The organism is Pseudomonas sp. SL4(2022) (assembly GCF_026625725.1).
Taxonomy (GTDB): Bacteria; Pseudomonadota; Gammaproteobacteria; order Pseudomonadales; family Pseudomonadaceae; genus Aquipseudomonas.
In genome coordinates this window covers 1516455-1540596 of record NZ_CP113060.1, presented here as the reverse complement: position 1 = coordinate 1540596, position 24142 = coordinate 1516455, and the positions used below count along the sequence as shown (strand labels likewise).

At 61.5% G+C, this 24142-nt stretch carries 22 protein-coding genes; 11 read left to right on the top strand and 11 right to left on the bottom strand.

Going from position 1 to position 24142, the window contains the following annotated elements:
• Positions 1–153 precede the first annotated feature (153 nt).
• Positions 154–432, bottom strand: coding sequence for a YheV family putative zinc ribbon protein (locus OU997_RS07455; RefSeq protein WP_267809535.1), 279 nt, complete (start codon positions 430–432; stop codon positions 154–156).
• Positions 429–2477: an oligopeptidase A gene (gene prlC / locus OU997_RS07450; protein ID WP_267809534.1), complete on the bottom strand. Its 2049-nt coding sequence runs from the start codon at positions 2475–2477 to the stop codon at positions 429–431. Before prlC ends, OU997_RS07455 begins: the two co-directional genes overlap by 4 nt.
• A 131-nt stretch (positions 2478–2608) precedes the next feature.
• Here prlC and OU997_RS07445 point away from each other — a divergent pair, with 131 nt between their 5' ends.
• Both OU997_RS07445 and OU997_RS07440 read left to right on the top strand, forming a co-directional pair.
• Entirely contained in the window at positions 2609–3151 is a 543-nt protein-coding gene (locus OU997_RS07445; RefSeq protein WP_267809533.1) for a gamma carbonic anhydrase family protein, read from the top strand.
• A 14-nt stretch (positions 3152–3165) separates the two neighbouring features.
• Positions 3166–3813 (top strand): HAD family hydrolase, encoded by a 648-nt coding sequence (locus tag OU997_RS07440; protein WP_108487261.1) that lies wholly within the window; start codon positions 3166–3168, stop codon positions 3811–3813.
• Between the two features lie 207 nt (positions 3814–4020).
• Here the strand turns inward: OU997_RS07440 and OU997_RS07435 are convergent, their stop codons facing one another.
• Positions 4021–4251, bottom strand: a complete 231-nt coding sequence (locus OU997_RS07435) for a DUF1161 domain-containing protein (protein WP_267809532.1) — start codon at positions 4249–4251, stop codon at positions 4021–4023.
• Between the two features lie 59 nt (positions 4252–4310).
• Positions 4311–5369 (bottom strand): aminopeptidase, encoded by a 1059-nt coding sequence (locus OU997_RS07430; RefSeq protein ID WP_267809531.1) that lies wholly within the window; start codon positions 5367–5369, stop codon positions 4311–4313.
• A gap of 401 nt (positions 5370–5770) precedes the next feature.
• Between OU997_RS07430 and OU997_RS07425 the strand changes: the two genes are divergently transcribed.
• On the top strand, positions 5771–6190 hold the full coding sequence (locus OU997_RS07425; protein WP_108487223.1) for a hypothetical protein: 420 nt from the start codon (positions 5771–5773) through the stop codon (positions 6188–6190).
• Between the two features lie 9 nt (positions 6191–6199).
• Here OU997_RS07425 and OU997_RS07420 read toward each other — a convergent pair whose 3' ends face one another.
• The 3 genes from OU997_RS07420 to OU997_RS07410 form a co-directional block, all read right to left on the bottom strand.
• Positions 6200–7198 (bottom strand): LLM class flavin-dependent oxidoreductase, encoded by a 999-nt coding sequence (locus tag OU997_RS07420; RefSeq protein WP_267809530.1) that lies wholly within the window; start codon positions 7196–7198, stop codon positions 6200–6202.
• Positions 7199–7349: 151 nt separating this feature from the next.
• On the bottom strand, positions 7350–7565 hold the full coding sequence (locus tag OU997_RS07415; RefSeq protein ID WP_108487221.1) for a dodecin: 216 nt from the start codon (positions 7563–7565) through the stop codon (positions 7350–7352).
• 66 nt (positions 7566–7631) lie between these two features.
• Entirely contained in the window at positions 7632–8519 is an 888-nt protein-coding gene (locus OU997_RS07410) for a LysR family transcriptional regulator (protein WP_267809529.1), read from the bottom strand.
• Positions 8520–8648: 129 nt separating this feature from the next.
• Here OU997_RS07410 and trpB point away from each other — a divergent pair, with 129 nt between their 5' ends.
• From trpB to OU997_RS07395, 3 genes are all read left to right on the top strand, one after another.
• Positions 8649–9860, top strand: coding sequence for a tryptophan synthase subunit beta (trpB, locus tag OU997_RS07405; protein WP_267809528.1), 1212 nt, complete (start codon positions 8649–8651; stop codon positions 9858–9860).
• Positions 9857–10666 (top strand): tryptophan synthase subunit alpha, encoded by an 810-nt coding sequence (gene trpA, locus OU997_RS07400; protein ID WP_108487218.1) that lies wholly within the window; start codon positions 9857–9859, stop codon positions 10664–10666. Before trpB ends, trpA begins: the two co-directional genes overlap by 4 nt.
• A 226-nt stretch (positions 10667–10892) precedes the next feature.
• A complete protein-coding gene (locus OU997_RS07395) occupies positions 10893–11525 on the top strand; it encodes a TetR/AcrR family transcriptional regulator (protein WP_267809527.1) in 633 nt (210 codons plus the stop codon).
• 93 nt (positions 11526–11618) lie between these two features.
• Here OU997_RS07395 and argA read toward each other — a convergent pair whose 3' ends face one another.
• Both argA and argE read right to left on the bottom strand, forming a co-directional pair.
• The gene (gene argA, locus OU997_RS07390) at positions 11619–12917 is read right to left on the bottom strand and encodes an amino-acid N-acetyltransferase (RefSeq protein ID WP_108487216.1); all 1299 of its coding nucleotides are present in this window, start codon (positions 12915–12917) and stop codon (positions 11619–11621) included.
• 103 nt (positions 12918–13020) lie between these two features.
• Positions 13021–14199 carry an acetylornithine deacetylase gene (gene argE / locus OU997_RS07385; RefSeq protein ID WP_267809526.1) on the bottom strand — a complete coding sequence of 393 codons (1179 nt, stop codon included), beginning with the start codon at positions 14197–14199 and terminating at the stop codon, positions 13021–13023.
• Between the two features lie 146 nt (positions 14200–14345).
• Between argE and OU997_RS07380 the strand changes: the two genes are divergently transcribed.
• Both OU997_RS07380 and OU997_RS07375 read left to right on the top strand, forming a co-directional pair.
• Positions 14346–15818: an inorganic phosphate transporter gene (locus OU997_RS07380; protein ID WP_108487214.1), complete on the top strand. Its 1473-nt coding sequence runs from the start codon at positions 14346–14348 to the stop codon at positions 15816–15818.
• Between the two features lie 228 nt (positions 15819–16046).
• Positions 16047–17411, top strand: coding sequence for an inorganic triphosphatase (locus OU997_RS07375; protein ID WP_108487213.1), 1365 nt, complete (start codon positions 16047–16049; stop codon positions 17409–17411).
• A gap of 86 nt (positions 17412–17497) precedes the next feature.
• Here OU997_RS07375 and OU997_RS07370 read toward each other — a convergent pair whose 3' ends face one another.
• Both OU997_RS07370 and OU997_RS07365 read right to left on the bottom strand, forming a co-directional pair.
• Complete coding sequence (locus OU997_RS07370; protein ID WP_108487212.1) at positions 17498–18556, bottom strand: extracellular solute-binding protein; 1059 nt, start codon at positions 18554–18556, stop codon at positions 17498–17500.
• A 162-nt stretch (positions 18557–18718) separates the two neighbouring features.
• A complete protein-coding gene (locus OU997_RS07365; protein WP_108487211.1) occupies positions 18719–20095 on the bottom strand; it encodes a glutamine synthetase family protein in 1377 nt (458 codons plus the stop codon).
• A 276-nt stretch (positions 20096–20371) separates the two neighbouring features.
• Between OU997_RS07365 and OU997_RS07360 the strand changes: the two genes are divergently transcribed.
• From OU997_RS07360 to OU997_RS07350, 3 genes are all read left to right on the top strand, one after another.
• The gene (locus OU997_RS07360; protein ID WP_267809525.1) at positions 20372–21124 is read left to right on the top strand and encodes a gamma-glutamyl-gamma-aminobutyrate hydrolase family protein; all 753 of its coding nucleotides are present in this window, start codon (positions 20372–20374) and stop codon (positions 21122–21124) included.
• A 43-nt stretch (positions 21125–21167) separates the two neighbouring features.
• Positions 21168–22526, top strand: coding sequence for a glutamine synthetase family protein (locus OU997_RS07355; RefSeq protein ID WP_108487209.1), 1359 nt, complete (start codon positions 21168–21170; stop codon positions 22524–22526).
• A 116-nt stretch (positions 22527–22642) separates the two neighbouring features.
• Positions 22643–24016 (top strand): aspartate aminotransferase family protein, encoded by a 1374-nt coding sequence (locus OU997_RS07350; protein WP_108487208.1) that lies wholly within the window; start codon positions 22643–22645, stop codon positions 24014–24016.
• Positions 24017–24142: the final 126 nt, after the last annotated feature.

Genomic DNA, 24142 nt, shown 5'->3' with positions numbered 1-24142 from the left:
GCCTGTTTTTTATGGCCTGCCATCCCTGGAGGCCACCCTGACGGGCCGTCGCTGCGCGACGTTAAAAATGACTCCCGGTCATTTTTTATGGCCTGCTATCTCTGATGACCACCCTGCGGGCCGTCGCTACGTGACGTTAAAAACAGCGCCCGGCTATTTTTTCAGTTTCGGATTCGGGAAGAACTGCACCGCCTGCACCTTCGGATCGGCCGCCTTGGGTTTCAGCGCGCTGGTGTTGACCCGCGTGGGCAGCTCTTTCGGCACCGAGTTGCCGCGCTCGTCCAGGGTGTCGGCGTAGCCGCAGCCGATGCACTCGCGGTGCGGAACGCCGTCCACGTTCCACATCTGGATCTTGTCCATTTCGCTGCACGCAGGGCAGACGGCCCCGGCGATAAAGCGTTTGGCGGTGATGGTCACAGGTGCGTCGCTCATGCGGCCTCCTGGCTCAGGCCGAGGTGGCGCAGCAGGGCGTCGATGCTCGGCTCGCGGCCACGGAAATCGACAAACAGCACCATCGGTGCCTGCGAGCCGCCACGGGCCAGAATCGCCTCGCGGAAGGCTTGGCCGGTGGCGCTGTTGAACACGCCTTCTTCCTCAAACTTGGAGAAGGCATCGGCGCTGAGCACTTCAGCCCACTTGTAGCTGTAGTAACCGGCCGCGTAACCACCGGCGAAGATGTGCGCGAAACTGTTGGGGAAGCGGTTGTAGGCCGGTGGACGCAGTACCGAGACTTCCGCGCGGATGCCTTCAAGTACGTCGAGCACGCTGCGGCCGTCGCCGTGGGTGGCGTGCAGTTCGAAGTCGAACAGGCTGAACTCGATCTGCCGCACCATCATCAAGCCGGACTGGAAGTTCTTCGCCGCCAGCATCTTGTCCAGCAGGTCCTGTGGCAGCGGCTCACCGGTCTCGTAGTGTCCGGAGATCAGCGCCAGGCCTTCCGGCTCCCAGCACCAGTTCTCCATAAACTGGCTTGGCAGCTCCACGGCGTCCCAGGCCACGCCGTTGATGCCCGACGCGCCAGCGTGTTCAACGCGGGTCAGCAGGTGGTGCAGGCCGTGGCCGAATTCGTGGAACAGGGTGGTGACTTCATCGTGGGTCAGCAGCGCCGGTTTGCCGCCGACGGCTGGGGTGAAGTTGCACACCAAATTGGCCACCGGGCTGATCAACGTACCATCAGCCGTGCGGCGTTTGTCACGCGCGCCGTCCATCCATGCACCGCCGCGTTTGTTGGCGCGGGCGTAGAGGTCGAAGAAGAAACGCCCGACGTGCGCGCCGTTTTCGCTGATTTCAAACAGGCGCACATCCGGGTGCCAGGTGTCGAAGCCGGACAGCTCGTTGATCTGGATGCCGTAGAGCTTTTCGACGATGGCGAACAGGCCGGTCAGCACCTTGTCGATGGGGAAGTAGGCGCGCAGGATTTCCTGGGAAATGCTGTAGCGCTGCTCGCGCAGCTTCTCGCTGTAGTAGCCGACGTCCCAGCTTTGCAGCTCGTTGCAGCCCTGTTCAGCGGCGAAGGCTTGCAGTTCGCGCAGGTCTTGCTCGGCAAATGGCTTGCCGCGAGCGCCAAGGTCGCGCAGGAAGTGCAGCACCTGGTCGGTGGTTTCGGCCATTTTGCTGGCCAGGCTCAGCTCGGCGTAATTGCCGAAGCCCAGCAGTTTGGCCAGTTCCTGACGCAGGGCGAGGATTTCCAGCATCACCGGGCCGTTGTCGTTCTGCCCGGCATTCGGCCCCTGATCGGAGGCGCGGGTGCAGTAGGCGGCATACAACTCTTCGCGCAGGGCGCGGTCGTTGGCGTAGGTCATCACCGCGAAATAGCTGGGGAATTCCAGGCTGATCAGCCAACCGTCCAGCCCCTTGGCCTCGGCGGCTTGCTGCATCTGCGCCTTGGCTGAATCGGTCAGGCCGTCCAGCGCGGCCTCGTCGGTCACGTGCTTGGTCCAGGCCTGAGTGGCATCGAGCAACTGGTTGGAGAAGCTGCTGGCCAGCTCGGACAGCTTCATCTGAATCTCGCCGTAGCGCTTTTGCTGCTCGGCCGGCAGGTCGATACCGGACAGGCGGAAGTCGCGCAGGGCGTGTTCGAGGATGGTTTTCTGCGCCACATCGAAACCGGCGGCTGCCGGGCTTGCGGCCAGCGTCTGATAGGCCTGGAACAGCAGTTGGTTCTGGCCGATTTCGGTCCAGTATTCGGACAACTTGGGCAGGCAGGCCTCGTAGGCCGCGCGCAGTTCAGCGCTGTTGCACACCGCATTCAGGTGGCTGACCGGGCTCCAGGCTTGCCCCAGACGCGCGCCCAGTTCATCCAGGGCCAGCACCAGGCCGTCCCAGCTTGGGTCGGCGGCCTGTTGTTCCAGCAGGCGGCTCATGGCGGCGCGGTTGTCGGCCAGAATCTGCTCAATGGCCGGCTCTACGTGCTCCGGGCGGATGGCGCTGTAGGGCGGCAGGTCGAAGGCGTGCAGCAGGGGATTAGTGGCGGTCACAACAAGGCACCTGTAGCGAAGGGAAAAGGGCTGGGCGCAGACGATGGGCAACTCGCCTGACGTGATATCACCCGACATGGGGGCCATCTTAATTACAATCAAGCTTTCCCGCAGCCCAAGAGATTTCTATCGTGGCGATTCGTACCTACCAGGAATTCACCCCGCAGCTTGGCGAGCGGGTGTTTGTCGACGCCTCAGCCGTGGTGCTGGGCGATGTGCACATCGGCAGCGACAGCTCGGTGTGGCCGCTGGTGGTGATTCGCGGCGACATGCACCGCATCCGCATTGGCGAGCGCAGCAGCATTCAGGACGGCAGCGTATTGCATATCACCCATGCCGGGCCATTCAACCCGGACGGCTACCCGCTGATCATTGGCGATGAGGTGACCGTCGGCCATAACGTCACCCTGCACGGCTGCACCCTGGGCAAGCGTATTCTGGTCGGCATGGGCAGCATCATCATGGACGGTGCAGTGGTGCAGGACGAGGTGGTGATCGGTGCCGGCTCTCTGGTGCCGCCGGGTAAGGTGCTGGAAAGCGGCTTTTTGTATGTCGGCAGCCCGGTGAAACAAGCACGGCCGTTGACGGATAAAGAGCGCAACTTCTTCAGCTACAGCGCCGCCAACTACGTGCGGTTGAAAGACCAACACCTGCTGGAAGGCTATGCAGGCTGATGAGCGAACCCGTGATGCACTACCAGAACATTCTGTTTGACCTCGACGGCACCCTCACCGACCCGCGCGAAGGGATTACCCGCTCGGTGCAGCATGCGCTGGCCAAGCTGGGCATTGAGGAGCCTGATTTGCAGGCGCTGGAGCACTTTATCGGCCCGCCGTTGTTGCAGTGTTTTATGCACAGCTACGGCTTTGACGAGGCCACGGCCTGGCAGGCGGTGAACCATTACCGCGAGCGTTTTCGCGAGGTGGGGCTGTATGAAAACCGGCTGTTCGACGGCGTCGGTGAACTGCTGCAATTGCTGCAAAACCAACAGCGCACGCTGTACATCGCCACCAGCAAGCCGACGGTATTTGCCGAGCAGATTGCCCGGCACTTTGGTTTCGCGAAGCACTTCAAGGTGATTTACGGCAGCGAGCTGGACGGCACGCGCACTGACAAGGTCGAGCTGATCGCCCACCTGCTGCAACAGGAACAACTGCCAGCGGCGCGCACGCTGATGATCGGCGATCGCAAGCACGATTTGATTGGTGCCAAACGCAACGGCCTGGATGCGGCCGCTGTCGGCTATGGCTTTGGCAGTTTTGCCGAGCTGCAGGCCGAAGCGCCGACCTATCACTTCCACAGCCTGGCGGAGTTGCATCGGGCGTTTATGCGCTAGTTGGGCTTCGTCGCTGCGCCTCGCAACCCAATCTACAGCCTGAAAGCATCGACCGGATTGCATACCCGTAGGTTGGCGTTGAGCGCAGCGAAGCCCAACTGGGTTGTACATTCGTCGGGCTTCGCCACTGCGCGCCTCAACCCAACCTACGGCCTGAAAGTCAGGCAGGGTGGACAACGCGAAGCGTGTCCACCTGATGCGCTACGCCTAAGCGTTCTTCTGGTAAATGATCTTCCGGGTGCCGCCGTCGCAGCTGCCGACCACCATGTTGGGGTCCTGAGCGTCTTCGTTGGGCACGATTTCCAGGGTGTAACTGGCCACACCGGCGGCCTGGATTTTCACTTCAATCTCCGCGCGCAGCTCTTCGCAGGGCTTGGGTGCAGCCAACAGGCTGGTGCTGGTCAGCGCTAACAGTACGCCGAGGGTGAGTTTGTTCATGGCCTGCTCCTTTTTGCGTGAACATCAATGACATGGATGTGGACTGTCTGTGCCGTCCCTTAGTTCGGCGTAACGGCCAATAAGTCCGTCAACGCTTGATGCCGCTGCGTCTCGGGCAGTTGGCCGAAGGCGGCGACGCGCTCATAAAAGCGCGGCCAGTCGCGGTCAACCTGCTCGAACAGCGCGGCAAAAGCCGGCACCCATTGATCATAGAGGCCAAAGGGCAGCAGCTTGGCGTTGTTCATCGGCGTGTTGATCCAGTTGTCGTAACGGCCCTGGCCAGCCCATTGGCGTTCACGCAGGGCGTGGTACTCCGTGCGCAGCCGGTCGAACTCAGCGGCTTTGCGCACGCGCATCTGAGTCGCGGGCAGCTCACTGGCGTAGAGCTGCGCCAAGCGTGCGCGGCTGGCCAGTACCAGCGCGATAAATTGCTCGCGCTGCTGTTCGCCGGCCGGATCGCTGGCCACTAAACCCCGCGCAGCACGCCATTGGCGCAGGCCTTCGTGCTCGACAAAGCTGGCGAAGGATTCGTTGAACGCGGTGTCATCCGCCACATACAGCTGTTGGTGCGCCAACTCGTGGAAGATCACCGCCACCAGGCGCTCATCGCTCCAGCGCAACATGGTGTTGAGAATCGGGTCATTGAACCAGCCCAGGGTGGAATAGGCCTCGACCCCGCCCAGGTAGGTGTCCAGCCCTTGCTGCTTGAGCAAGGCCGCCGCACCGCGCGCCCGGCCCTGACTGTAAAAACCGCGATAGGCCACGCAACCGGCAATGGGGAAGCAGTGCAGCTCAGGTGACAGGGAAAATTCCGCCGTGGCAAATACGTTCCACACCACGAACGGTCGGCCGATATCGGCATACAGGCGGTAGCTGCCGTTGTCAGGCAGGCTCAGCTGAGCGCTGGCGAAATCCCGCGCCTGTTGTGCCATGGCCAGGCGTTGCTGGAGTTCGGGGTCAGCAGTCGGGTTCCCCAGCAGCTCGGCAATCGGCTCGCGGGCCTGCAGCAGGTGCAGGTGCCCGCCGGCCAGGTGGCTGTAGTAATCCAGGGTGCTGCAACCGCTCAGCAGCCATGCGGCGGCCAACGGAACCCAGCGCCAGAGCAGCGCGTCGAACATGGATCAGTACCCCTGAGTAAACAGGCTGCCACGCTAGCGCATCGGCGCTGCTGCCTCCAGTACGGGATCGGCGTAGGTTAGGGGCTGTTGATGTTTCGTCGCGAACCGCGTTGCCGCGGGAAATCTCGCCAGGCTAGGCGGAGGACGCCGGTAATGGTGTTCCCTTGCCAAGTCCTCCAACACCGCTTGGCGAGATTTTTCGCGCAACCCGAAGGGCCGAGCCTGTTTTAGCGCGATACTGCGTTTCTCGACACTCATTTGGAACAACAAACTTCGTGTCTCGTGTCTCGTGTCTCGTGTCTCGTGTCTCGTGCCTTGCCTCGCGCTAAAACAGGCTTCGGCGCGGTCGCGAACGAAACGTCAACAGACCCTTGGGCTGTTGCGATTTATGGAGGTGCCCCATGCGTTATCTGGCTTTGCTTGGCGGTGTGCTGGTGCTCAGCGCCTGCGCCTCGCCCGTGCCGCCGGCAGACCCGAGCCAGGCCTGGGTTGAACTGCGCAGTAATGCCGGCACCCTGTTGATGGCGGATCGCCTTGATGGCCAGCGCCTTAACGATGGCCGTTTCTTCCAGGTGCCTAGCGGTGCTCATGAGCTGCAGGCGCGCTTTCAGTTCGAGGTGAACCGTGGCGGTGGCCTGGATGGCGCCTATGAGCCGCTTCAGGTGACCTGCGAGATTCGTGTGCAGCATGACAATTTCGTGGCTGGCCAGCGCTACCGGCTGGAAGCCAGGCCTATGCAAATGAAGGCGCAGTCCTGGTTGTATGACGAGCAACGCACTGTGCTGGCGCGCGGCAAGGTGCTGCGCTGCGGCACGTTCTGATGTGCCCGTTTAGCTGCGTAATTGTGCCACCAGCTCGAAGGCATGCAGCCGATCTGCAAAGTCATACAGGTCGCAGGTGAAGATCAGTTCATCGGCACCGGTCTGTTGCAACAGTAGTTCCAGGCGCGCACGCACCTTGTCCGGGCCACCGATCATCGCCATGCCGAGGAAGCTGCTCACGGCCTCTTTTTCATGCGGCAACCACAAGCCCTGCATGCTGGTAACGGGCGGTTTCTGCACCAGGCTCTGGCCGCGAATCAGCGCGAGGATGCGCTGATAGGCCGAGGTGGCCAGGTAGTCGGCCTGCTCATCCGTGTCGGCAGCGATCAGCGGCACGCCGAGCATCACATAGGGTTTGTCGAGCACCGCCGAGGGCTTGAAGTGGTTGCGGTAGACGCGAATCGCCTCATGCATATAGCGCGGTGCGAAGTGCGAGGCGAAGGCGTAAGGCAGGCCCTTTTCTCCCGCCAGTTGAGCGCTGAACAGGCTGGAACCGAGCAGCCAGACCGGCACGTTGGTATCGCTGCCGGGCATGGCGATCACCCGCTGATCCGGCGTGCGTGGGCCAAGGTAACGCTGCAACTCTTCGACATCGGCAGGAAAGTCATCGGCGCTGCCAATCCGATCGCGGCGCAGCGCCTGGGCAGTGAAATGATCGGCCCCCGGCGCGCGGCCCAGGCCCAGTTCGATACGGCCGGGGTAAAGCGTGGCCAAGGTGCCGAACTGTTCGGCAATCACCAGCGGCGCGTGGTTGGGCAGCATGACCCCGCCGGAGCCCAGGCGAATGGTTGAGGTGCCAGCGGCCAGATAACCGAGCAGCACGGAGGTGGCCGAGCTGGCGATGCCATCCATGTTGTGGTGTTCGGCGACCCAGAAGCGCTCGAAGCCCAGGCGCTCGACATGCTGCGCCAGCGCCAGTGAGTTGTGCAGGGCCTGGGCAGCGTTACCGTCATCGCGAATCGGGGCGAGGTCCAGGGTGGAGAATTTGCTCTGTGCGAGTGCGCTCATCGGGCTGCCTGTGGAATATCCGTGTGTTCGGGCGCATTAAGGCCCCAATACCTGAGTTAGATAGTGGGGCTTGTTCTGCGGATTCCAAGGGCAAGGTGCGTGGGGCGGGAAGATCTGCGGCCATGTCCAGGCATGACCGCAGCAGCTGGTTTCAGCTATCACTCAGGCGGAAGCCGATCTTCAACGTGACCTGGTAGTGGCCGACCTTGCCATTCACGATATGCCCGCGGGTCTCTACCACCTCAAACCAGTCGAGGTTGCGCACCGACTTGGCACATTCGGCCAGGGCATTTTCGATGGCGTCCTCGATACTGACTTTCGAGGAACCGACGATTTCGATTTTCTTGTAGGTGTGATGATCGGACATGGGCGTTCTCCGCAGGTTGTTCGTTCAACGCTAGTTGAGTCGCCACGGTTCTGCCTGACCGCCGGTTCAGCCTTGCAGTTCGTGACGTAGCCATGCGGCCAACAGCTGTGCCCGTTTATCCAGGCGCCGCGCCGGTACCCACAAGGCCAAACGCGCCGAGGTTTCGACAAAGCCCCAGGGCGCAACCAGGCGACCGGCGGCGAGATCATCGGCCACCAGTTGTTGCGGGGCGATGGCGACACCCAGCCCTGCGGCTGCCGCCTCCAGCAGGTAATACAAATGCTCGAAGCCTTGGCCGAGTTTCAACGCGCTGGTGTCCAGCGCATTGCGCGTGGCCCAGTTGGGCCAGGCTTGCGGACGCGAGTTGGTGTGCAACAACGGCTCGCCCAGCAGCGCGCTGGCCGGTGCCTGATGCAACTCCGCGAAGCGTGCGTAACGCGGGCTGAGCACCGGGCCGATGCGCTCAGCCGCCAACTCAAACACCTGCATGTCCGCTGGCCAAGGCGGCGTGGCAAACCACAGGGTGGCGTCCACACCGCTGCGGCGTGGGTCCAGCTCCCCTTCACTGGCTGACAGTTGCAGGCGCAGTTCGGGTAACTCACGGTTGAGCCGGTCCAGACGCGGGATAAACCAGCGCGCCAGCAGGCTGCCGGGGCAGGCCAGAACAAAGGGCGCATCGGCTTGGCCTTGCTGCAATTCCGTACAGGTGCTGCGCAGGCGACCAAACACCTCGGCACACACATCGCGCAGGCGAATCCCTGCATCTGTGAGTTTAAGGCCGCGCCCTTCTTTGCTGAACAGGGCCACACCGAGGTGCGCTTCCAACGCACGCACCTGCCGGCTCACCGCACCGTGGGTGACATGCAGCTCGTTGGCGGCGTGGCTGACACTGTTCAAGCGGGCGGCCGCTTCAAAGGCGCGCAGGGCATTCAGCGGCGGTAAGTCCTGGCTCATCTGTGAGTTTTCCTGACAGGTTGCGGCGATCTTATCGCTTTTGCTGAGCGGGCCACAGCTTTATCCTGTGTCCATCGTCGTGAAGCGGGTATCACCCGCTCAGCGCGCCCATTTCCCGAGGAGAACGCCATGACTTCCTTCCGCACTGGCCCAGACGCCAACGGCCTGTTCGGCTCATTCGGTGGCCAATACGTTGCCGAAACCCTGATGCCGCTGATCCACGACCTGGCCGATGAGTACGAAAAGGCCAAGCTCGACCCCGAGTTCGAAAAGGAACTGGCCTACTTCCAGCGTGATTTCGTCGGCCGCCCCAGCCCGCTGTACTTCGCCGAACGCCTGACCGAGATGTGTGGCGGCGCGAAGATTTACTTCAAGCGCGAAGAGCTGAACCACACCGGCGCGCACAAGATCAACAACTGCATCGGCCAGGTGTTGCTGGCCAAGCGCATGGGCAAAAAACGCATCATCGCCGAGACCGGCGCGGGCATGCACGGCGTGGCCACTGCCACCGTGGCGGCGCGCTTCGGCATGGAGTGCGTGATCTACATGGGCAGCACCGACATCCACCGGCAGAACGCCAACGTGCTGCGCATGAAGCTGATGGGCGCCACCGTGATCCCGGTTGTCGCCGGCACCGGCACGCTGAAAGACGCGATGAACGAAGCCCTGCGCGACTGGGTAACCAACGTCGACAGCACCTTCTACATGATCGGCACCGTGGCTGGCCCACACCCGTACCCAGCCATGGTGCGCGACTTCCAGGCCGTGATTGGCAAGGAAACCCGCGACCAGATGCTCGCCCAGGAAGGTCGCCTGCCCGACAGCCTGATCGCCTGCATCGGCGGTGGCTCGAACGCCATCGGCCTGTTCCACCCCTTCCTCGATGACAAACAGATCCAAATCATCGGCGTGGAAGCGGCCGGTCACGGCATCGAAACCGGCAAGCACGCCGCCAGCCTGAACGGCGGCGTACCGGGCGTACTGCACGGCAACCGCACCTTCCTGCTGCAGAGCGACGACGGCCAGATCATCGACGCCCACTCGATTTCCGCCGGCCTGGATTACCCCGGCATCGGCCCGGAACACGCCTGGTTGCATGAAGTCGGCCGCGTCGAATACACCTCCGTGACCGACACCGAAGCCCTTGAAGCCTTCCACATCTGCTGCCGTCAGGAGGGCATCATCCCGGCGCTGGAAACCGCTCACGCCCTGGCGGAAGTGTTCAAACGCGCGCCCAACCTGCCCAAGGATCACCTGATGGTGGTCAACCTCTCCGGGCGTGGCGACAAGGACATGCAAACCATCGTGCACCACATGGAACAACAGGAGAAGCACGCATGAGCCGCCTGCAAAGCCGCTTTGCCGAGCTGAAACAACAGAACCGCGCCGCGCTGGTGACCTTCGTCACCGGTGGCGACCCGAACTACGACACCTCGCTGGCCATCCTTAAAGGCCTGCCCGCCGCCGGTGCGGATGTGATCGAACTGGGCATGCCCTTCACCGACCCGATGGCCGATGGCCCGGCCATCCAGTTGGCCAACATCCGTGCGCTGGACAACGGTCAGGATCTGGCGAAAACCCTGCAGATGGTCCGCGCATTCCGCGAAGGCGAGCAAGTGACCCCGCTGGTGCTGATGGGCTACTTCAACCCGATTCACAAATACGGCGTTGAGCGGTTTATCGCCGAAGCCAAAGACGCCGGCGTCGACGGTTTGATCGTGGTCGACCTGCCGCCCGAGCATAACGCTGACCTGTGCGACCCGGCGCAGGCGGCGGGCCTGGACTTTATCCGCCTGACCACCCCGACCACCGACGACAAGCGCCTGCCGAAAGTGCTCAACGGCAGCTCGGGCTTTGTTTACTACGTGTCAGTCGCCGGTGTGACCGGTGCCGGCGCAGCCACGCTGGATCACGTCGAACAGGCCGTCACCCGTCTGCGTCGCCACACCGACCTGCCCCTGTGCATCGGCTTCGGCATCCGCACCCCGGAACACGCGGCAACCATCGCCCGCCTGGCCGAAGGCGTGGTGGTCGGCTCGGCGCTGATCGACCAGATTGCCAATGCCACAAGCGACGCACAGGCCATAGACGGCGTGCTGAGCCTGTGCAGCGCGCTGGCTGAAGGTGTGCGCAGCGCGCGCGTCTGACGTGGATCTGAGTCGTAGGGTGGATGGCGCTTCACTCATCCACCGATGGCCTTGATGGATGAGCACAGCGCCAACTACGCGCCCCGATCCACCCTGCGCGCCCGGACGCACTCCGGGCATCTTTGTCGTCAATAAAACCGTCGTGGATTTTATTCGAGCTATGGGTTCGGTGTAGGGTAGGCGGCGAACCGTCATCACCCCTTGATTCCCTGCTCTGAGTCTCGCCATGTCCCGCCCAGCCGTTGTCCGCAAACCCCGCGCCAGTAGTCAGAGCCGCATCACCGGCATTCTGGCCGCCGCCCGCGAATTGCTGGCCGAGCAGGGCGTGGCCAGTCTGTCGATCTACAACGTGGCCGAACGCGCGGCGATTCCGCCGTCATCGGTCTATCACTTTTTTGCCAGCGTGCCGGCACTGCTGGAAGCGCTGACCGCCGATGTGCACCAGGCCTTTCGCGATTGCCTGCAAGCGCCGGTGGTGCATGACGCGTTGCGCGACTGGCGTGATCTGTCGCGCCTGATCGAACAGCGCATGCTGGCGATCTACGCCGCCGACGCCGCCGCCCGCCAGCTGATTCTCGCCCAACACGGGCTGACCGAGGTGACCCAGGCCGATCGTCAGCACGATATTGAACTGGGCCAGTTGATGCAGCAGGTCTTCGACCGCCACTTCCCCCTGCCGCAACTGCCGGACGATGTCGATGTGTTCGCCCTAGCCATGGAACTGGGCGACCGCGTCTACGCCCGCTCGGTGCAACTGCACGGCACCATCACCCCGCGTATGGCCGAAGAAGGTATGCGGGTGTTCGATGCCTATTTAGGTTTGTACCTGCCACCCCATCTGCCGAAACGCAATCTGTAGGGCGCCGCTAGGCGTAGGTTGGGTTGAGTAGCCGCGCGACGAAGCCCAGCGATCCGGCCTCGTCAGTTGCGCTTCGCTACGCTCAACGCCAACCTACAGCGCCTTTTCAAACACCTGCGAGTTGCGCTGGTAGTTGTACAGCGAGGCGCGCGCAGCCGGCAGGCGGTCGACGCTGCTGGGCATAAAGCCGCGTTCGCGGAACCAGTGGGCCGTGCGCGTGGTAAGTACGAACAGGGTTTTCAGGCCCTGGGCGCGGGCGCGTTCTTCGATGCGTTCGAGCAACTCATCACCGCGTCCGCCATGGCGGTAGGCCGGATTGACCGCCAGGCATGCCAGCTCGCCGAAATCCGACTCGGCAATCTGGTACAGCGCGGCGCAGGCGATAATCAGCCCTTCGCGTTCGACAATGCTGAACTGTTCGATCTCTCGTTCCAGCACCTCGCGTGAGCGGCGTACCAGAATGCCCTGGTCTTCCAGTGGGGTGATCAGTTCGATCAGTCCGCCGACGTCTTCGATGGTCGCCTCGCGCAGCGACTCGAACTGCTCCTGGGCCACCAGGGTGCCGTTGCCGGTGCGGGTGAACAGCTCGCTAAGCAGCGCTCCATCTTCCGCATAGCTGACGATATGGCTGCGCCGTACCCCGGCCTTGCAGGCTTCGGCGGCGGCATCCAGCAGCTCCGCCTGATAGCTACTGCCCAAGCGTTGCAGATGCGCGGGTACTTGCTGCGGGCGCAGTTCGCGCACCAGTTTGCCGGCTTCGTCGAGCAGACCGCATTCGGCGCCGAACAGCAGCAGCTTGTCGGCGTCCAGGTCGATGGCGGCGCGGGTGGCGACGTCTTCGCAGGCCAGGTTGAAGATCTCCCCAGTGGGCGAATAACCGAGTGGCGACAGCAGGACGATGCTGCGCTCATCCAGCTGGCGATTAATGCCCTTGCGGTCGATGCGCCGCACTTCGCCGGTGTGGTGGTAGTCGACGCCATCGACCACGCCAATCGGCCGCGCAGTGACAAAGTTGCCGCTGGTAATGCGCAGGCGCGAACCCTGCATCGGCGAGCGCGCCATGTCCATCGACAGGCGCGCTTCGATGGCGATGCGCAGCTGGCCGACGGCATCGATCACGCATTCCAGAGTCGGGCTGTCGGTGATCCGCAGGTCACGGTGAAAGCGTGGCGTCAGGCCGTTGTTGGCCAGGCGTGCCTCGATCTGCGGGCGCGAGCCGTGCACCAGTACCAGGCGTACGCCGAGGCTGTGCAGCAGCACCAGGTCGTGGACGATATTGCCGAAATTCGGGTGAGCAACACCCTCGCCCGGCAGCATCACCACAAAGGTGCAGTCGCGGTGGGCATTGATATAGGGCGAAGCGTGGCGGAGCCAGTTGACGTGGTCGTGCATTGCGTGAAGAACCTGTGTCGAAAACGGAACGCATGGGAGCGGCGCGGGGACGCGCCAGGCGGCAGCCGAGAGCAGCGGTTTTATCGTCGCAGTTGGGGCAGCTTCACGCGTTCTCTCCTCCGGATAACACAGGGTGTTTGGCTTGTAGGCAGTAATGTTCAATCAGTTGCTGCAGCAGACGCACAGTAGGCTGCAAACGTGACATTTCCAGGTATTCCCCAGGCTGGTGGGCGCAGTCGATATCGCCGGGGCCGAGCACCAGGGTTTCGCAACCAAGTTGCTGAAGATAAGGCGCTTCGGTGCCAAATGCCACTGCTGTGGCGCTGTGCCCGGTGAGGCGTTCGGCCAGGCGCACCAGCTCGGCGTCGGCGGCCTGCTCGAACGGCGGCACGCTAGGGAACAGCGGGGCAAAATCGATCTTCACCTGATGCTGCTCGGCCAGCGGCTGCAGCTTCTGGCGGATCGCCGCGCGGAGTATTTCCGGCTGCATGCCGGGCAGCGGGCGCAGGTCGAACTCCAGTGAACACTGGCCGCAGATGCGGTTGGGGTTGTCGCCGCCGTGGATGCAGCCGAAGTTCAAGGTCGGCTGTGGCACGCTGAATTGCGGGTTGTTGTACTCGCGCTGCCACTGCGCGCGCAGGCCGCGTAGCTTCAGCATCACGTCCTGCATGGCTTCCAGGGCGCTGTGGCCGAGGCGCGGATCGGAGGAGTGACCACTCTGCCCGAGGATGTCGATGCGCTCCATCATCACCCCCTTGTGCAGGCGAATCGGCTTCAATCCGGTCGGCTCACCGATCACCGCCGCACGGCCCAGCGGCCGTCCGGCTTGCGCCAGGGCGCGGGCGCCAGACATCGAACTTTCTTCGTCGCAGGTGGCGAGGATCAGCAGCGGTTGTTGGAAGCGCTGCTCCAGCAGGGGTTGCACGGCTTCGATGATCAGGGCGAAAAAGCCCTTCATGTCACAACTGCCGAGGCCCACCCAGCGGCCATCGACTTCGGTGAGCTTCAGTGGGTCGGTCTGCCACAGCGCGGCATCGAATGGCACGGTGTCGCTGTGCCCGGCCAGCACCAGGCCGCCAGGACCGCTGCCATAGCTGGCGAGCAGGTTGAATTTGCCACGAGATATTTCCTGCACCTCGCAGGTGAAGCCGAGATCCGTAAGCCAGTTCGACAGTAAATCGATCACCGCGCGGTTGGACTGATCCCAGTGCGCCTGGGTGCAACTCACCGAGGGCGCAGCGATCAGCGCGGCGAATTGCTCTTTAAAGGAAGGCAGGGTCATCGACAGTCTCCACAGGCAGTTCGGCCATCATAGGAGCCTGGCTGGGCGAATAGAAGGCTGCAGACTGGTCGTCGAATCCAGCGCGCGCAGGCACCCTGCTTCTGGCATAATCCGCGCCCCCAATCTCAAACAGTCACAAAACCGCCATGTTTGAACTCTTTAACGGACTCGATGCATGGGTTGCTGTGAGCCTGGTGCTTGCTCTGGCCTTTGTTCTGACCTTCGAATTTATCAACGGTTTCCATGACACTGCCAACGCAGTCGCCACTGTGATCTATACCAAGGCCATGCCGCCGCATCTGGCCGTGATCTTCTCCGGTATCTTCAACTTTCTCGGTGTGCTGCTTGGCGGCGTGGGCGTGGCGTATGCCATCGTGCACCTGCTGCCGGTCGAGCTGTTGATCAATTCCAACACTGCCTATGGCCTGGTCATGGTGTTTTCCATGCTCAGTGCGGCCATCGCCTGGAACCTCGGTACCTGGTACCTGGGCATTCCGGCATCCAGTTCCCACACCCTGATCGGTTCGATCCTCGGTGTCGGCCTGGCTCACGCGTTGATCTCCGATATCGCCTTGAGCGAAGGGGTGAACTGGCAGAAGGCGATCGACATCGGCCTGTCCCTGCTGCTGTCTCCGCTAGCCGGTTTTGCCGTTGCGGCGCTGCTGCTGCTGGCACTCAAGCGCATGTGGGGCGGCTCGAAAATGCATGAAACGCCAGAGACCCGCAAGGAGATCAAAGGCAAGAACAAGCCGCCGTTCTGGAATCGCGTGGTGCTGATCGCCTCGGCCATGGGCGTGAGCTTCGTGCACGGCTCCAACGACGGGCAGAAGGGGATCGGCCTGATCATGCTGGTGCTGATCGGTATCGTGCCGGCACAGTTCGTCCTTGATCTGAACAGCACCACTTACCAGATCGAGCGCACCCGCGACGCCGCCATTCACCTCAGCCAGTTCTACGAGCGCAACCACGACGCGTTGAGCGAATACCTGGCGCTGGGCAAGAACGGCACCACCGAGTTGCCGGCCAAGTTCCGCTGTGACGCCAAGCTCACCGAGCTGACCATCGCGACCCTGCTGAAGACCATCGAAGGCGTCACCGACTACAAGCAGATGTCCGAAGAGCAGCGCACCCAGGCGCGGCGCTACCTGCTGTGCCTGGATGACACGGCGAAGAAGGTCGGCAAGCTGGATAACCTGCCCAAGCGTGAAGTGGCTGACCTGGCCAAACTGCGTAAGGACCTCACCGCCACCACCGAATATGCGCCGTTCTGGGTCATCCTCGCGGTCGCCCTGGCGCTGGGTATCGGCACCATGGTCGGCTGGAAGCGCGTGGTTCTGACCGTTGGCGAGAAGATCGGCAAGCAGGGCATGACCTACGCCCAGGGCATGAGTGCGCAGATCACAGCATCCATCGCCATTGGCCTGGCCAACGTCTACAGCCTGCCAGTGTCGACCACCCATGTGTTGTCTTCTGGTGTAGCCGGTACCATGGTGGCCAACAAAAGTGGCCTGCAGTTCGGTACCGTACGCAATATCCTGACCGCCTGGGTGCTGACCCTGCCGATCACCATCTCGCTGTCTGCCGGCTTATTCTGGTTGGGCGTGAAGTTGTTCGTCTAAGCTCGACACGCAGTGCGTTACGCAAAGCCGCCTTCGGGCGGCTTTGTGGCCTTAGGGCCTGTTTGCGATCTCGCGAGCTAGAGCCAGACAAGGCAAAACAGCCGAGGACGCGCAGTTTGTGAGTTGTAAATGAGCATGACTCGTTTCACTCGCCCTTCGGGTCGCACTGAGCAGATCGTAAGCAGGTTCTCAGGGCCATCCTTTTAATCAATTCCGCAAGAGTCGACCATGGTCAAAGAAACCGAAATCAAGCTGCGCATCAGCCGCGAGACCCTGGCCGCCTTGCGTGAGCATCCGCTGCTGAAGAAGCGCAACAAGAGTGGTTGGGAGCAGTGCGAACTGTTCAATCAGTATTTCGACACCCCCGAGCGTGACCTGGCGGCGGCCAAAGTGGCGCTGCGCGTGCGCCGTGATGGCGAGCAGTTTATCCAGACCCTGAAAACCCGCGGGCAGAGCGTGGCCGGTTTGTCCGAGCGCAATGAGTGGGACTGGAACCTGGCCAAGGCCAAGCTGGATCTGAAGAGGCTCGATGACAGCTGCTGGCCGTCGGCCCTGGCTGGGCTGGATAAAAAGCGGCTGGTGCCGATCTTCACCACCGACTTTGTTCGCGAGAAGGCGGAAATCGCCTGGGGCCGTGGCAAGGCCAAGGTGGTGATTGAGGCGGCGCTGGACCTCGGTAAGGTGATTGCCGGCGAAGGCGAAGAAGAAATCTGCGAGCTGGAGCTGGAGCTGCGTCAGGGCGAGCCCGAAGCGCTGCTGGAGCTGGCCGCTGAGTTGGCGGCCGACCTGGCGCTGATGCCCTGCGATATCAGCAAGGCCGAGCGCGGTTACCGCCTGTTCGATGCTGGCAGCTACAGCCTGAGCCTGCCGGCACCGAGCCTGAGCGCGGAAACCAGTCTGGATGACAGCGTTGCGGCACTGGGTTGGCACCTGCTGGGCAGCAGTCAGCGCCTGGCCGAGCAGTACCGCTTTAATGGCCACTGGCGTTTGTTGGTCGACTGGCTGGAGCAGCTGATCGGCCTGCGTGCATTGCTCGGCAGCCTGGGTCAGGCCGCGCCGCGTGCCAGCAGCCATGCCTTGCGTGAATTGCTGGATGCCTTGCTGCTGGAATGGCGCCCACGCGTTCTGGCCGGGCAGGACAAGGACAGCCTGCGCAAGAACGCTCCGGCATTGTTTGCAGCTGAACTGCAGGGCAATCGTTGGGGGCTGTTCTCGCTGAACCTGTCGCGCTGGCTATTGGCCCGCAGCTGGACGGTGGAGCGTAACAACCGTGGTAATCGCCAGGGCGCTGCGCCGCTGGGCAACTGGTTGCCGACGTTGATTGCTGAAGAAGGCGCTGCCCTGCAACTGCGTCGTTATCAGCAGCAGCCGGAAGACCTGGCCGAACAGCTGCCGCGCATCGAGCGCCTGCTGGTCTGGCTGCATCTGGCCCGTGAGGTACTGGAAGTGCCGGAAGTCGACCGTCTGTACGGTGAACTGAACAAGCTGGCGGAACTGGCCAATCAAGTAATTGATCCGGAAGTGCTGGCTGCGCGCAAGGCGCAGTTGCTGACCATCGGTTCGCTGAAAGCCTGGCGTCAGCTGGTCAAGTAAGCGCCGGGCCTTTTGCGGGAGGCGCTTTAGCGGCGAGCTGTTGTTCTTGTCGCGGCTGAAGCCCCTCCCATGTATCTGTTTTTCACTCAACTGCCATCGCGAAAGCGCGTCCATACGGCATCGCGGGTCGCGCTGTGCTTTTCTGGCAGGGTTTCCAGGGGATGCAGGCGGCGTTTGGTGTCGCGGTCCGGGTAGAGATCCGGTTGGTTGCGCAGGGCTTCATCGAGAAACTCGCGGGAGTCGGCGTTGCCGCTGGGGTACAGGGTTTCGGCAGTGATCAGTGCGGCGACTTTGGGCTGCATCAGGTAGTCGATAAAGCGGTGGGCCAGGTCGACGCGCTTGGCGCTGCTGGGGATCACCAGGTTGTCGATAAACAGGATTGAACCTTCGTCAGGCACCACGAAACGCACCGGCTGTCCCGCATCGGCTGCTGCCAGTGCATCACCGACCCAGGCCATAGCCACGCACAGCTTGCCCTGGTTGAGGTCGTCGATATAGCGCTCGCTGTCGACGTAACGCAGATTCGGCCGCAGATCATCCAGGACGCTGCTGGAGCGCTCGATGCGGCTCGGTGCGCTGCGCGCCAGACTGCGGCCCTGATAGTTGAGCAGCAGGGTCAGGGTCTCGTCAGGAGCGTCCAGTACGCTCATGCCACACGTGGCCAGGCGTGAGCTTTGTTCGGCATCAAACAGCAGGCTCCAGCTATTGGGCAGCGGGCCGCCAAAGGCTGCTTCTGCTTGCGGTGTGTTGATCGCCAGACCGACTGCGCCCCACAGGTAGGGCAATGCATGGCGGTTGGCGGGGTCGAGGGCGACCAGGGTGCTGAGCAGTTGTTTGTCGAGGTGTTTGCGATGAGGCAACAGGCTGAAATCCAGCGGCTGAATGTTGCCGTTCTTGATCAGTGTCGGCAGTGCGTCATGCGAAGGCACGGCCACGTCGACGGCTTCGCCGCTGGCCAGTACAGCAGCCAGCTCTTCGGCGGTGCTGTAAGTGCGGTAGTCCACGCGGATGCCGGTTTGCGCCTCGAAGTCTTTCAGTACCTGCGGGGCGATGTAGTCGTTCCAGTTGTAGACCCGGATCACCTCCTCGGCACTGGCCAGCAATGGTGTCAGGGTGAGCAGGAAGGCGGCAAACAGGCGAGGCATGGGGTTCTCCGGGGTAGGTGAATGGCGTGCCAGCAAAGATCCGGGTCGAACACTGCCCGTCACCGCGACTCTGGCGATTGTTGGGCAGGGGATTGCGCAGTGCGCGGGGTAGGCCAGGGGCCATAAAAAACGCCGGCTCAAAGGCCGGCGTTGGGTGTTGCATCAAACTGTGTGCAAGTACCAGTTGTATTCGAGGTCGGAGATCGAGTTCTCGAACTCGGCCAACTCGCTCTCTTTACAGGCGACGAAGATATCGATGTATTTCGGATCGATATAACGTGCCAGTACTTCGTTGTCGTCCAGCTCGCGCAGGGCGTCACGCAGGTTGTTTGGCAGGCTCTGCTCGTTCTGCTCGTAGGAGTTGCCTTCCACCGGGGCACCCGGCTCGATCTTGTTGGTCAAGCCGTGATGCACGCCTGCCAGTACTGCCGACATCAGCAGGTAGGGGTTGGCGTCGGCACCTGCCACGCGGTGTTCGATACGCACGGCATCGGCCGTGTCATTGGGCACGCGCAGCGCCACCGTGCGGTTGTCGATACCCCAGCATGGCGAGTTCGGTACGTAGAACTGAGCACCGAAACGTCGGTAAGAGTTGACGTTCGGGCAGAGGAACGCCATCGACGCGGGCATGGTTTCCAATACGCCACCGATGGCATGGCGCAGTGCATCGTTTTGCTCAGGGTCATCACAGGCAAAGATATTGTTGCCTTGCTTGTCGAGTACCGAAATGTGCACGTGCAGGCCGTTGCCCGCTTGATTGGGGTAGGGCTTGGCCATGAAGGTGGTGTCCATTTCATGGTCGTAAGCGATGTTCTTGATCAGACGCTTGAGCAGTAGTGCGTGGTCGCAGGCTTTAATCGGGTCGGCAACGTGGTGCAGGTTGACTTCGAACTGCGCCGGTGCGCTTTCCTTGACGATGGCGTCAGCCGGGATGCCTTGCTCCTTGGCGCCTTCAAGAATGTCCTGCAGGCATTCGGCGTACTCGTCGAGGTCGTCGATCAGGTATACCTGGGTCGACTGTGGGCGTTTGCCTGACAAAGGTGACAGCGGCGGCTGTGGGCGGCCGTTCACGTTGGCCTGGTCGATCAGGTAAAACTCGATTTCGAACGCGGCGCAAATGGTAAGGCCCAGTTCGTCGAACTTCTCCACCACCTGGCGCAAGACTTCACGCGGGTCGGCAAAGAATGGCTCGCCTTCCATTTCATGCATGGTCATCAGCAGCTGCGCGGTAGGGCGTTTTTGCCAAGGCTCATTGCTCAGGGTGTTGGGGATGGGAAAGCAGACCCGGTCGGCGTCGCCGATATCCAGACCCAGGCCGGTGCTTTCCACCGTCGAGCCGTTGATGTCCAGGGCAAACAAGGAAGCCGGGAGATTAATGCCGCGTTCGTAAACCTTATGCAGGCTCGCACGCTCGATACGCTTGCCGCGCACCACACCATTCATATCTGCGATCAGAAGGTCGACGAACAGGACCTCAGGATGTTTCTTAAGGAACGCGTTCGCTTCGTTAAGCTGAACGGCACGCGGGGGTACCGACATGATGCAACACCTTTTTTGTTAAAAATATCAATCATGCAATTGCACGGGGGTGAGTCAATCTTAAACACCCTGTGCTGTCAAGAGAGGCACATTTTGCCCCAAAAGAGGGCTTGATGGCCAGTTTTGGGGCATTGCAGGGCATTGTAACCCAGCTGAAACCCTTGTCTGCCGCGGTGCTCAGTCGGGTGTGTTCAATTTTTTACATGGCTATTGTGAAAAAAAATGAACAAGGCTAAGCTCGGTCGAAACCCATAACAGCAATAAAACGGGTGTCTCATGTCGCGCCAGCCGATTATCGGCGTTAGTGCCTGCACCAAGCAGCTCGGGCACAACATCTATCACACCGCAGGTGATAAATACCTGCAGGCCATTGTTACCGTCGTTGGCGGCATGCCGGTGATCATTCCGGCCCTGGGCGAGCAGATCGACCAGCAGTACCTGCTGCAACATATTGATGGTCTGGTGTTCCCGGGCTCTCCGTCAAACGTTGAACCTCACCATTACAGTGGCCCTGCCAGCGATGCCGGCACCCTGCATGATGCTGCTCGTGACAGCACGACTCTTCCTCTGATTAAAGCAGCAATTGCCCTGGGCATCCCGGTGCTGGGCATTTGCCGTGGTTTTCAGGAAATGAATGTGGCTTTTGGTGGTGCATTACACCAGAAGGTGCATGAGGTGGATGGCTACATGGATCATCGTGAGCCCGAAGACACCCCGGTAGCGCAACAATATGGCCTGCGACACGCGCTGCATGTGCAGCCCGGTGGGCTACTCGCCAGCATCGGCTTGCCGAGCGAGATTCAGGTCAATTCCATTCATGGCCAGGGCGTTCAGCGTCTGGCGCCGGGCCTTCGCGTAGAAGCACTGGCGCCTGACGGGTTGATCGAAGCCTTCTCCGTCGAAGGTGCCAAAAGCTTTGCATTGGGGGTGCAATGGCACCCTGAATGGCAGGTACGATCCAACCCGAATTATCTCGCCATCTTCCAGGCCTTTGGTGAGGCTTGCAGGAAGAAGGCGGGGCAACGCTGAGCCGACTATATATAGGTCGGCTCTCACCAACCCTGAGGTCTCTATGAGTACCAAACTAGACCAGCTTTCGAGCTGGCTGAAAGAACGCAAAATCACCGAAGTTGAATGCCTGATCAGCGATCTTACCGGCATTGCCCGCGGCAAGATCTCGCCGACCAACAAGTTCCTCGACGAGAAGGGCATGCGCCTCCCCGAGAGTGTGCTGCTGCAGACCGTAACCGGCGACTATGTCGAGGACGATATTTATTACGACCTGCTCGACGAGGCGGACATCGACATGTTCTGCCGTCCGGACGAGAACGCTGTGTTCCTTGTGCCGTGGGCCATTGAGCCAACTGCGATGGTGATTCACGACACCTTCGACAAGCAGGGCAACCCGATTGAGCTGTCGCCGCGCAACATTCTCAAGAATGTGCTCAAACTCTACGCAGACAAGGGCTGGAAGCCCATCGTCGCGCCGGAAATGGAGTTCTACCTGACCAAGCGCAACAGCGACCCGGATTTCCCGCTGGTCGCCCCGATGGGGCGTTCCGGTCGTCCGGAAGTGGGCCGTCAGTCGTTTTCCATTGATGCGGCCAACGAATTCGATCCGCTGTTTGAAGACGTGTATGACTGGTGCGAAATCCAGGGCCTAGATCTCGATACGCTGATCCACGAAGACGGTCCGGCGCAGATGGAAATCAACTTCCGTCACGGCGAGGCCCTGCACCTGGCCGACCAGATCACCGTGTTCAAGCGCACCATGCGTGAAGCCGCGCTCAAGCACGATGTGGCTGCCACCTTTATGGCCAAGCCGATCACCGATCAGCCGGGCAGCGCGATGCACATTCACCAGAGTGTGGTGGACATTAAAACCGGCAAGAACCTGTTCTCCAACCCGGATGGCAGCATGAGCGAACTGTTCATGTTGCACATCGGTGGTCTGCAGAAGTACATCCCTGAACTGCTGCCGCTGTTCGCCCCCAACGTCAACTCGTTCCGCCGCTTCCTGCCGGATACTTCGGCACCGGTGAACGTCGAATGGGGTGAAGAGAATCGCACCGTGGGCCTGCGCGTACCGGAAGCCACGCCACAGAACCGCCGAGTGGAAAACCGCCTGGCCGGTGCTGACGCCAACCCTTATCTGGTGCTGGCCGCTTCGCTGCTGTGTGGCTATATGGGCATGGTTGGCGACTTCAAACCGAGTGCTCCAGTCAAAGGTCGCGCTTATGAGCGTCGCAACCTGCGCCTGCCGATCACCATCGAGCACGCCCTGGAACGCATGGAAGCCTGTAAGGATGCGGAGAAGTACCTGGGCGACAAGTTCATGCGTGGTTACGTCGCGGTTAAACGCGCCGAGCACGAGAACTACAAGCGGGTGATCAGCTCCTGGGAGCGCGAGTTCCTGCTGCTGTCGGTGTAACTGCCAGGCCGCTGGCGTGGGTGATCCCTGCGCCAGTGGTCGCGATGAGCCGGTTATCAGGCTCCAAGAATTTTAGCGGGCTGCAGTACGCAGCCCGGTTAATCCAAGGTGTTGTTATGAACAGTCAAGTGACCAACCCGAAAACCCGCGAGTGGCAGGCCATGAGCCGCGAACATCACCTCGCGCCGTTCAGCGATTATCAGCAGCTGCACGAGAAGGGCCCGCGCATTATCACCAAGGCCGACGGTGTTTACCTGTGGGACAGCGAGGGCCACAAGATCCTCGATGCCATGGCCGGACTTTGGTGTGTGGCAATTGGGTATGGTCGCAAGGAACTGGCAGACGCCGCCGCGAAACAGATGCAAGAGCTGCCCTACTACAACATGTTCTTCCAGACGGCCACGCCGCCTGCTCTGGAGTTGGCCAAGGCGATTGCCGAGCTGGCTCCGGCGGGAATGAACCATGTGTTCTTTACCGGCTCCGGCTCTGAAGGCAACGATACCATGCTGCGTATGGTGCGCCATTACTGGGCAGTCAAAGGCCAGCCGAACAAGAAGGTGATCATCAGCCGGATCAACGGTTACCACGGCTCCACCGTGGCGGGCGCCAGCTTGGGCGGCATGAAGTACATGCATGAGCAGGGCGATCTGCCGATTCCGGGCATTGTGCACATTCCGCAGCCGTACTGGTTCGGTGAGGGCGGTGACATGAGCCCCGAAGCGTTCGGTATCTGGGCCGCCGACCAGCTTGAGCAGAAGATCCTCGAAGTCGGCGAAGAAAATGTCGCCGCCTTTATTGCCGAGCCGATTCAGGGCGCGGGTGGCGTGATCATCCCGCCGGACAGCTACTGGCCGCGCATCCGCGAAATCCTCGCCAAGTACGACATCCTGTTTGTCGCCGATGAAGTGATCTGTGGCTTTGGCCGTACCGGCGAATGGTTCGGCAGTGACTATTACGGCAACACGCCGCACATGATGACCATCGCCAAGGGCCTGACCAGCGGCTACATCCCGATGGGTGGGCTGATCGTGCGCGACGATATTGTCGAGGTGCTCAATCAGGGCGGTGACTTCAACCACGGCTTTACCTACTCCGGGCATCCGGTGGCGGCCGCAGTGGCCCTGGAAAACCTGCGCATCTTGCGCGAAGAAAAGATTGTTGCGCGCGTCAAGGCAGAAACGGCACCGTATTTGCAAAAGCGTTTGCGTGAGTTGGCTGATCACCCGCTGGTGGGTGAAGTGCGCGGCGTCGGCATGTTGGGTGCCATTGAACTGGTGCAGGACAAGGCTCGCCGCCAACGTTTTGCCGCAGATGTCGGGGTTGGCATGATCTGCCGTGGTCACTGCTTTAATAATGGGCTGATCATGCGCGCCGTCGGCGACACCATGATCATCTCGCCGCCTCTGGTAATCAGCTTTGCTGAGATCGACGAACTGGTTGAAAAGGCCCGTAAATGCCTCGACCTGACTGCCGCTGAGGTGCTGGTTTAAGGTTCAATAGCCTTCGTTTTCAGATGGTTACGTCTGAAAGTTGTCAACGGGTGGTGACCTTGCCAGACTGCGCCAATGCGTATGTCAGGCTCACCGGAAGGTGCTGCAGATGACGCGCATCTTCCG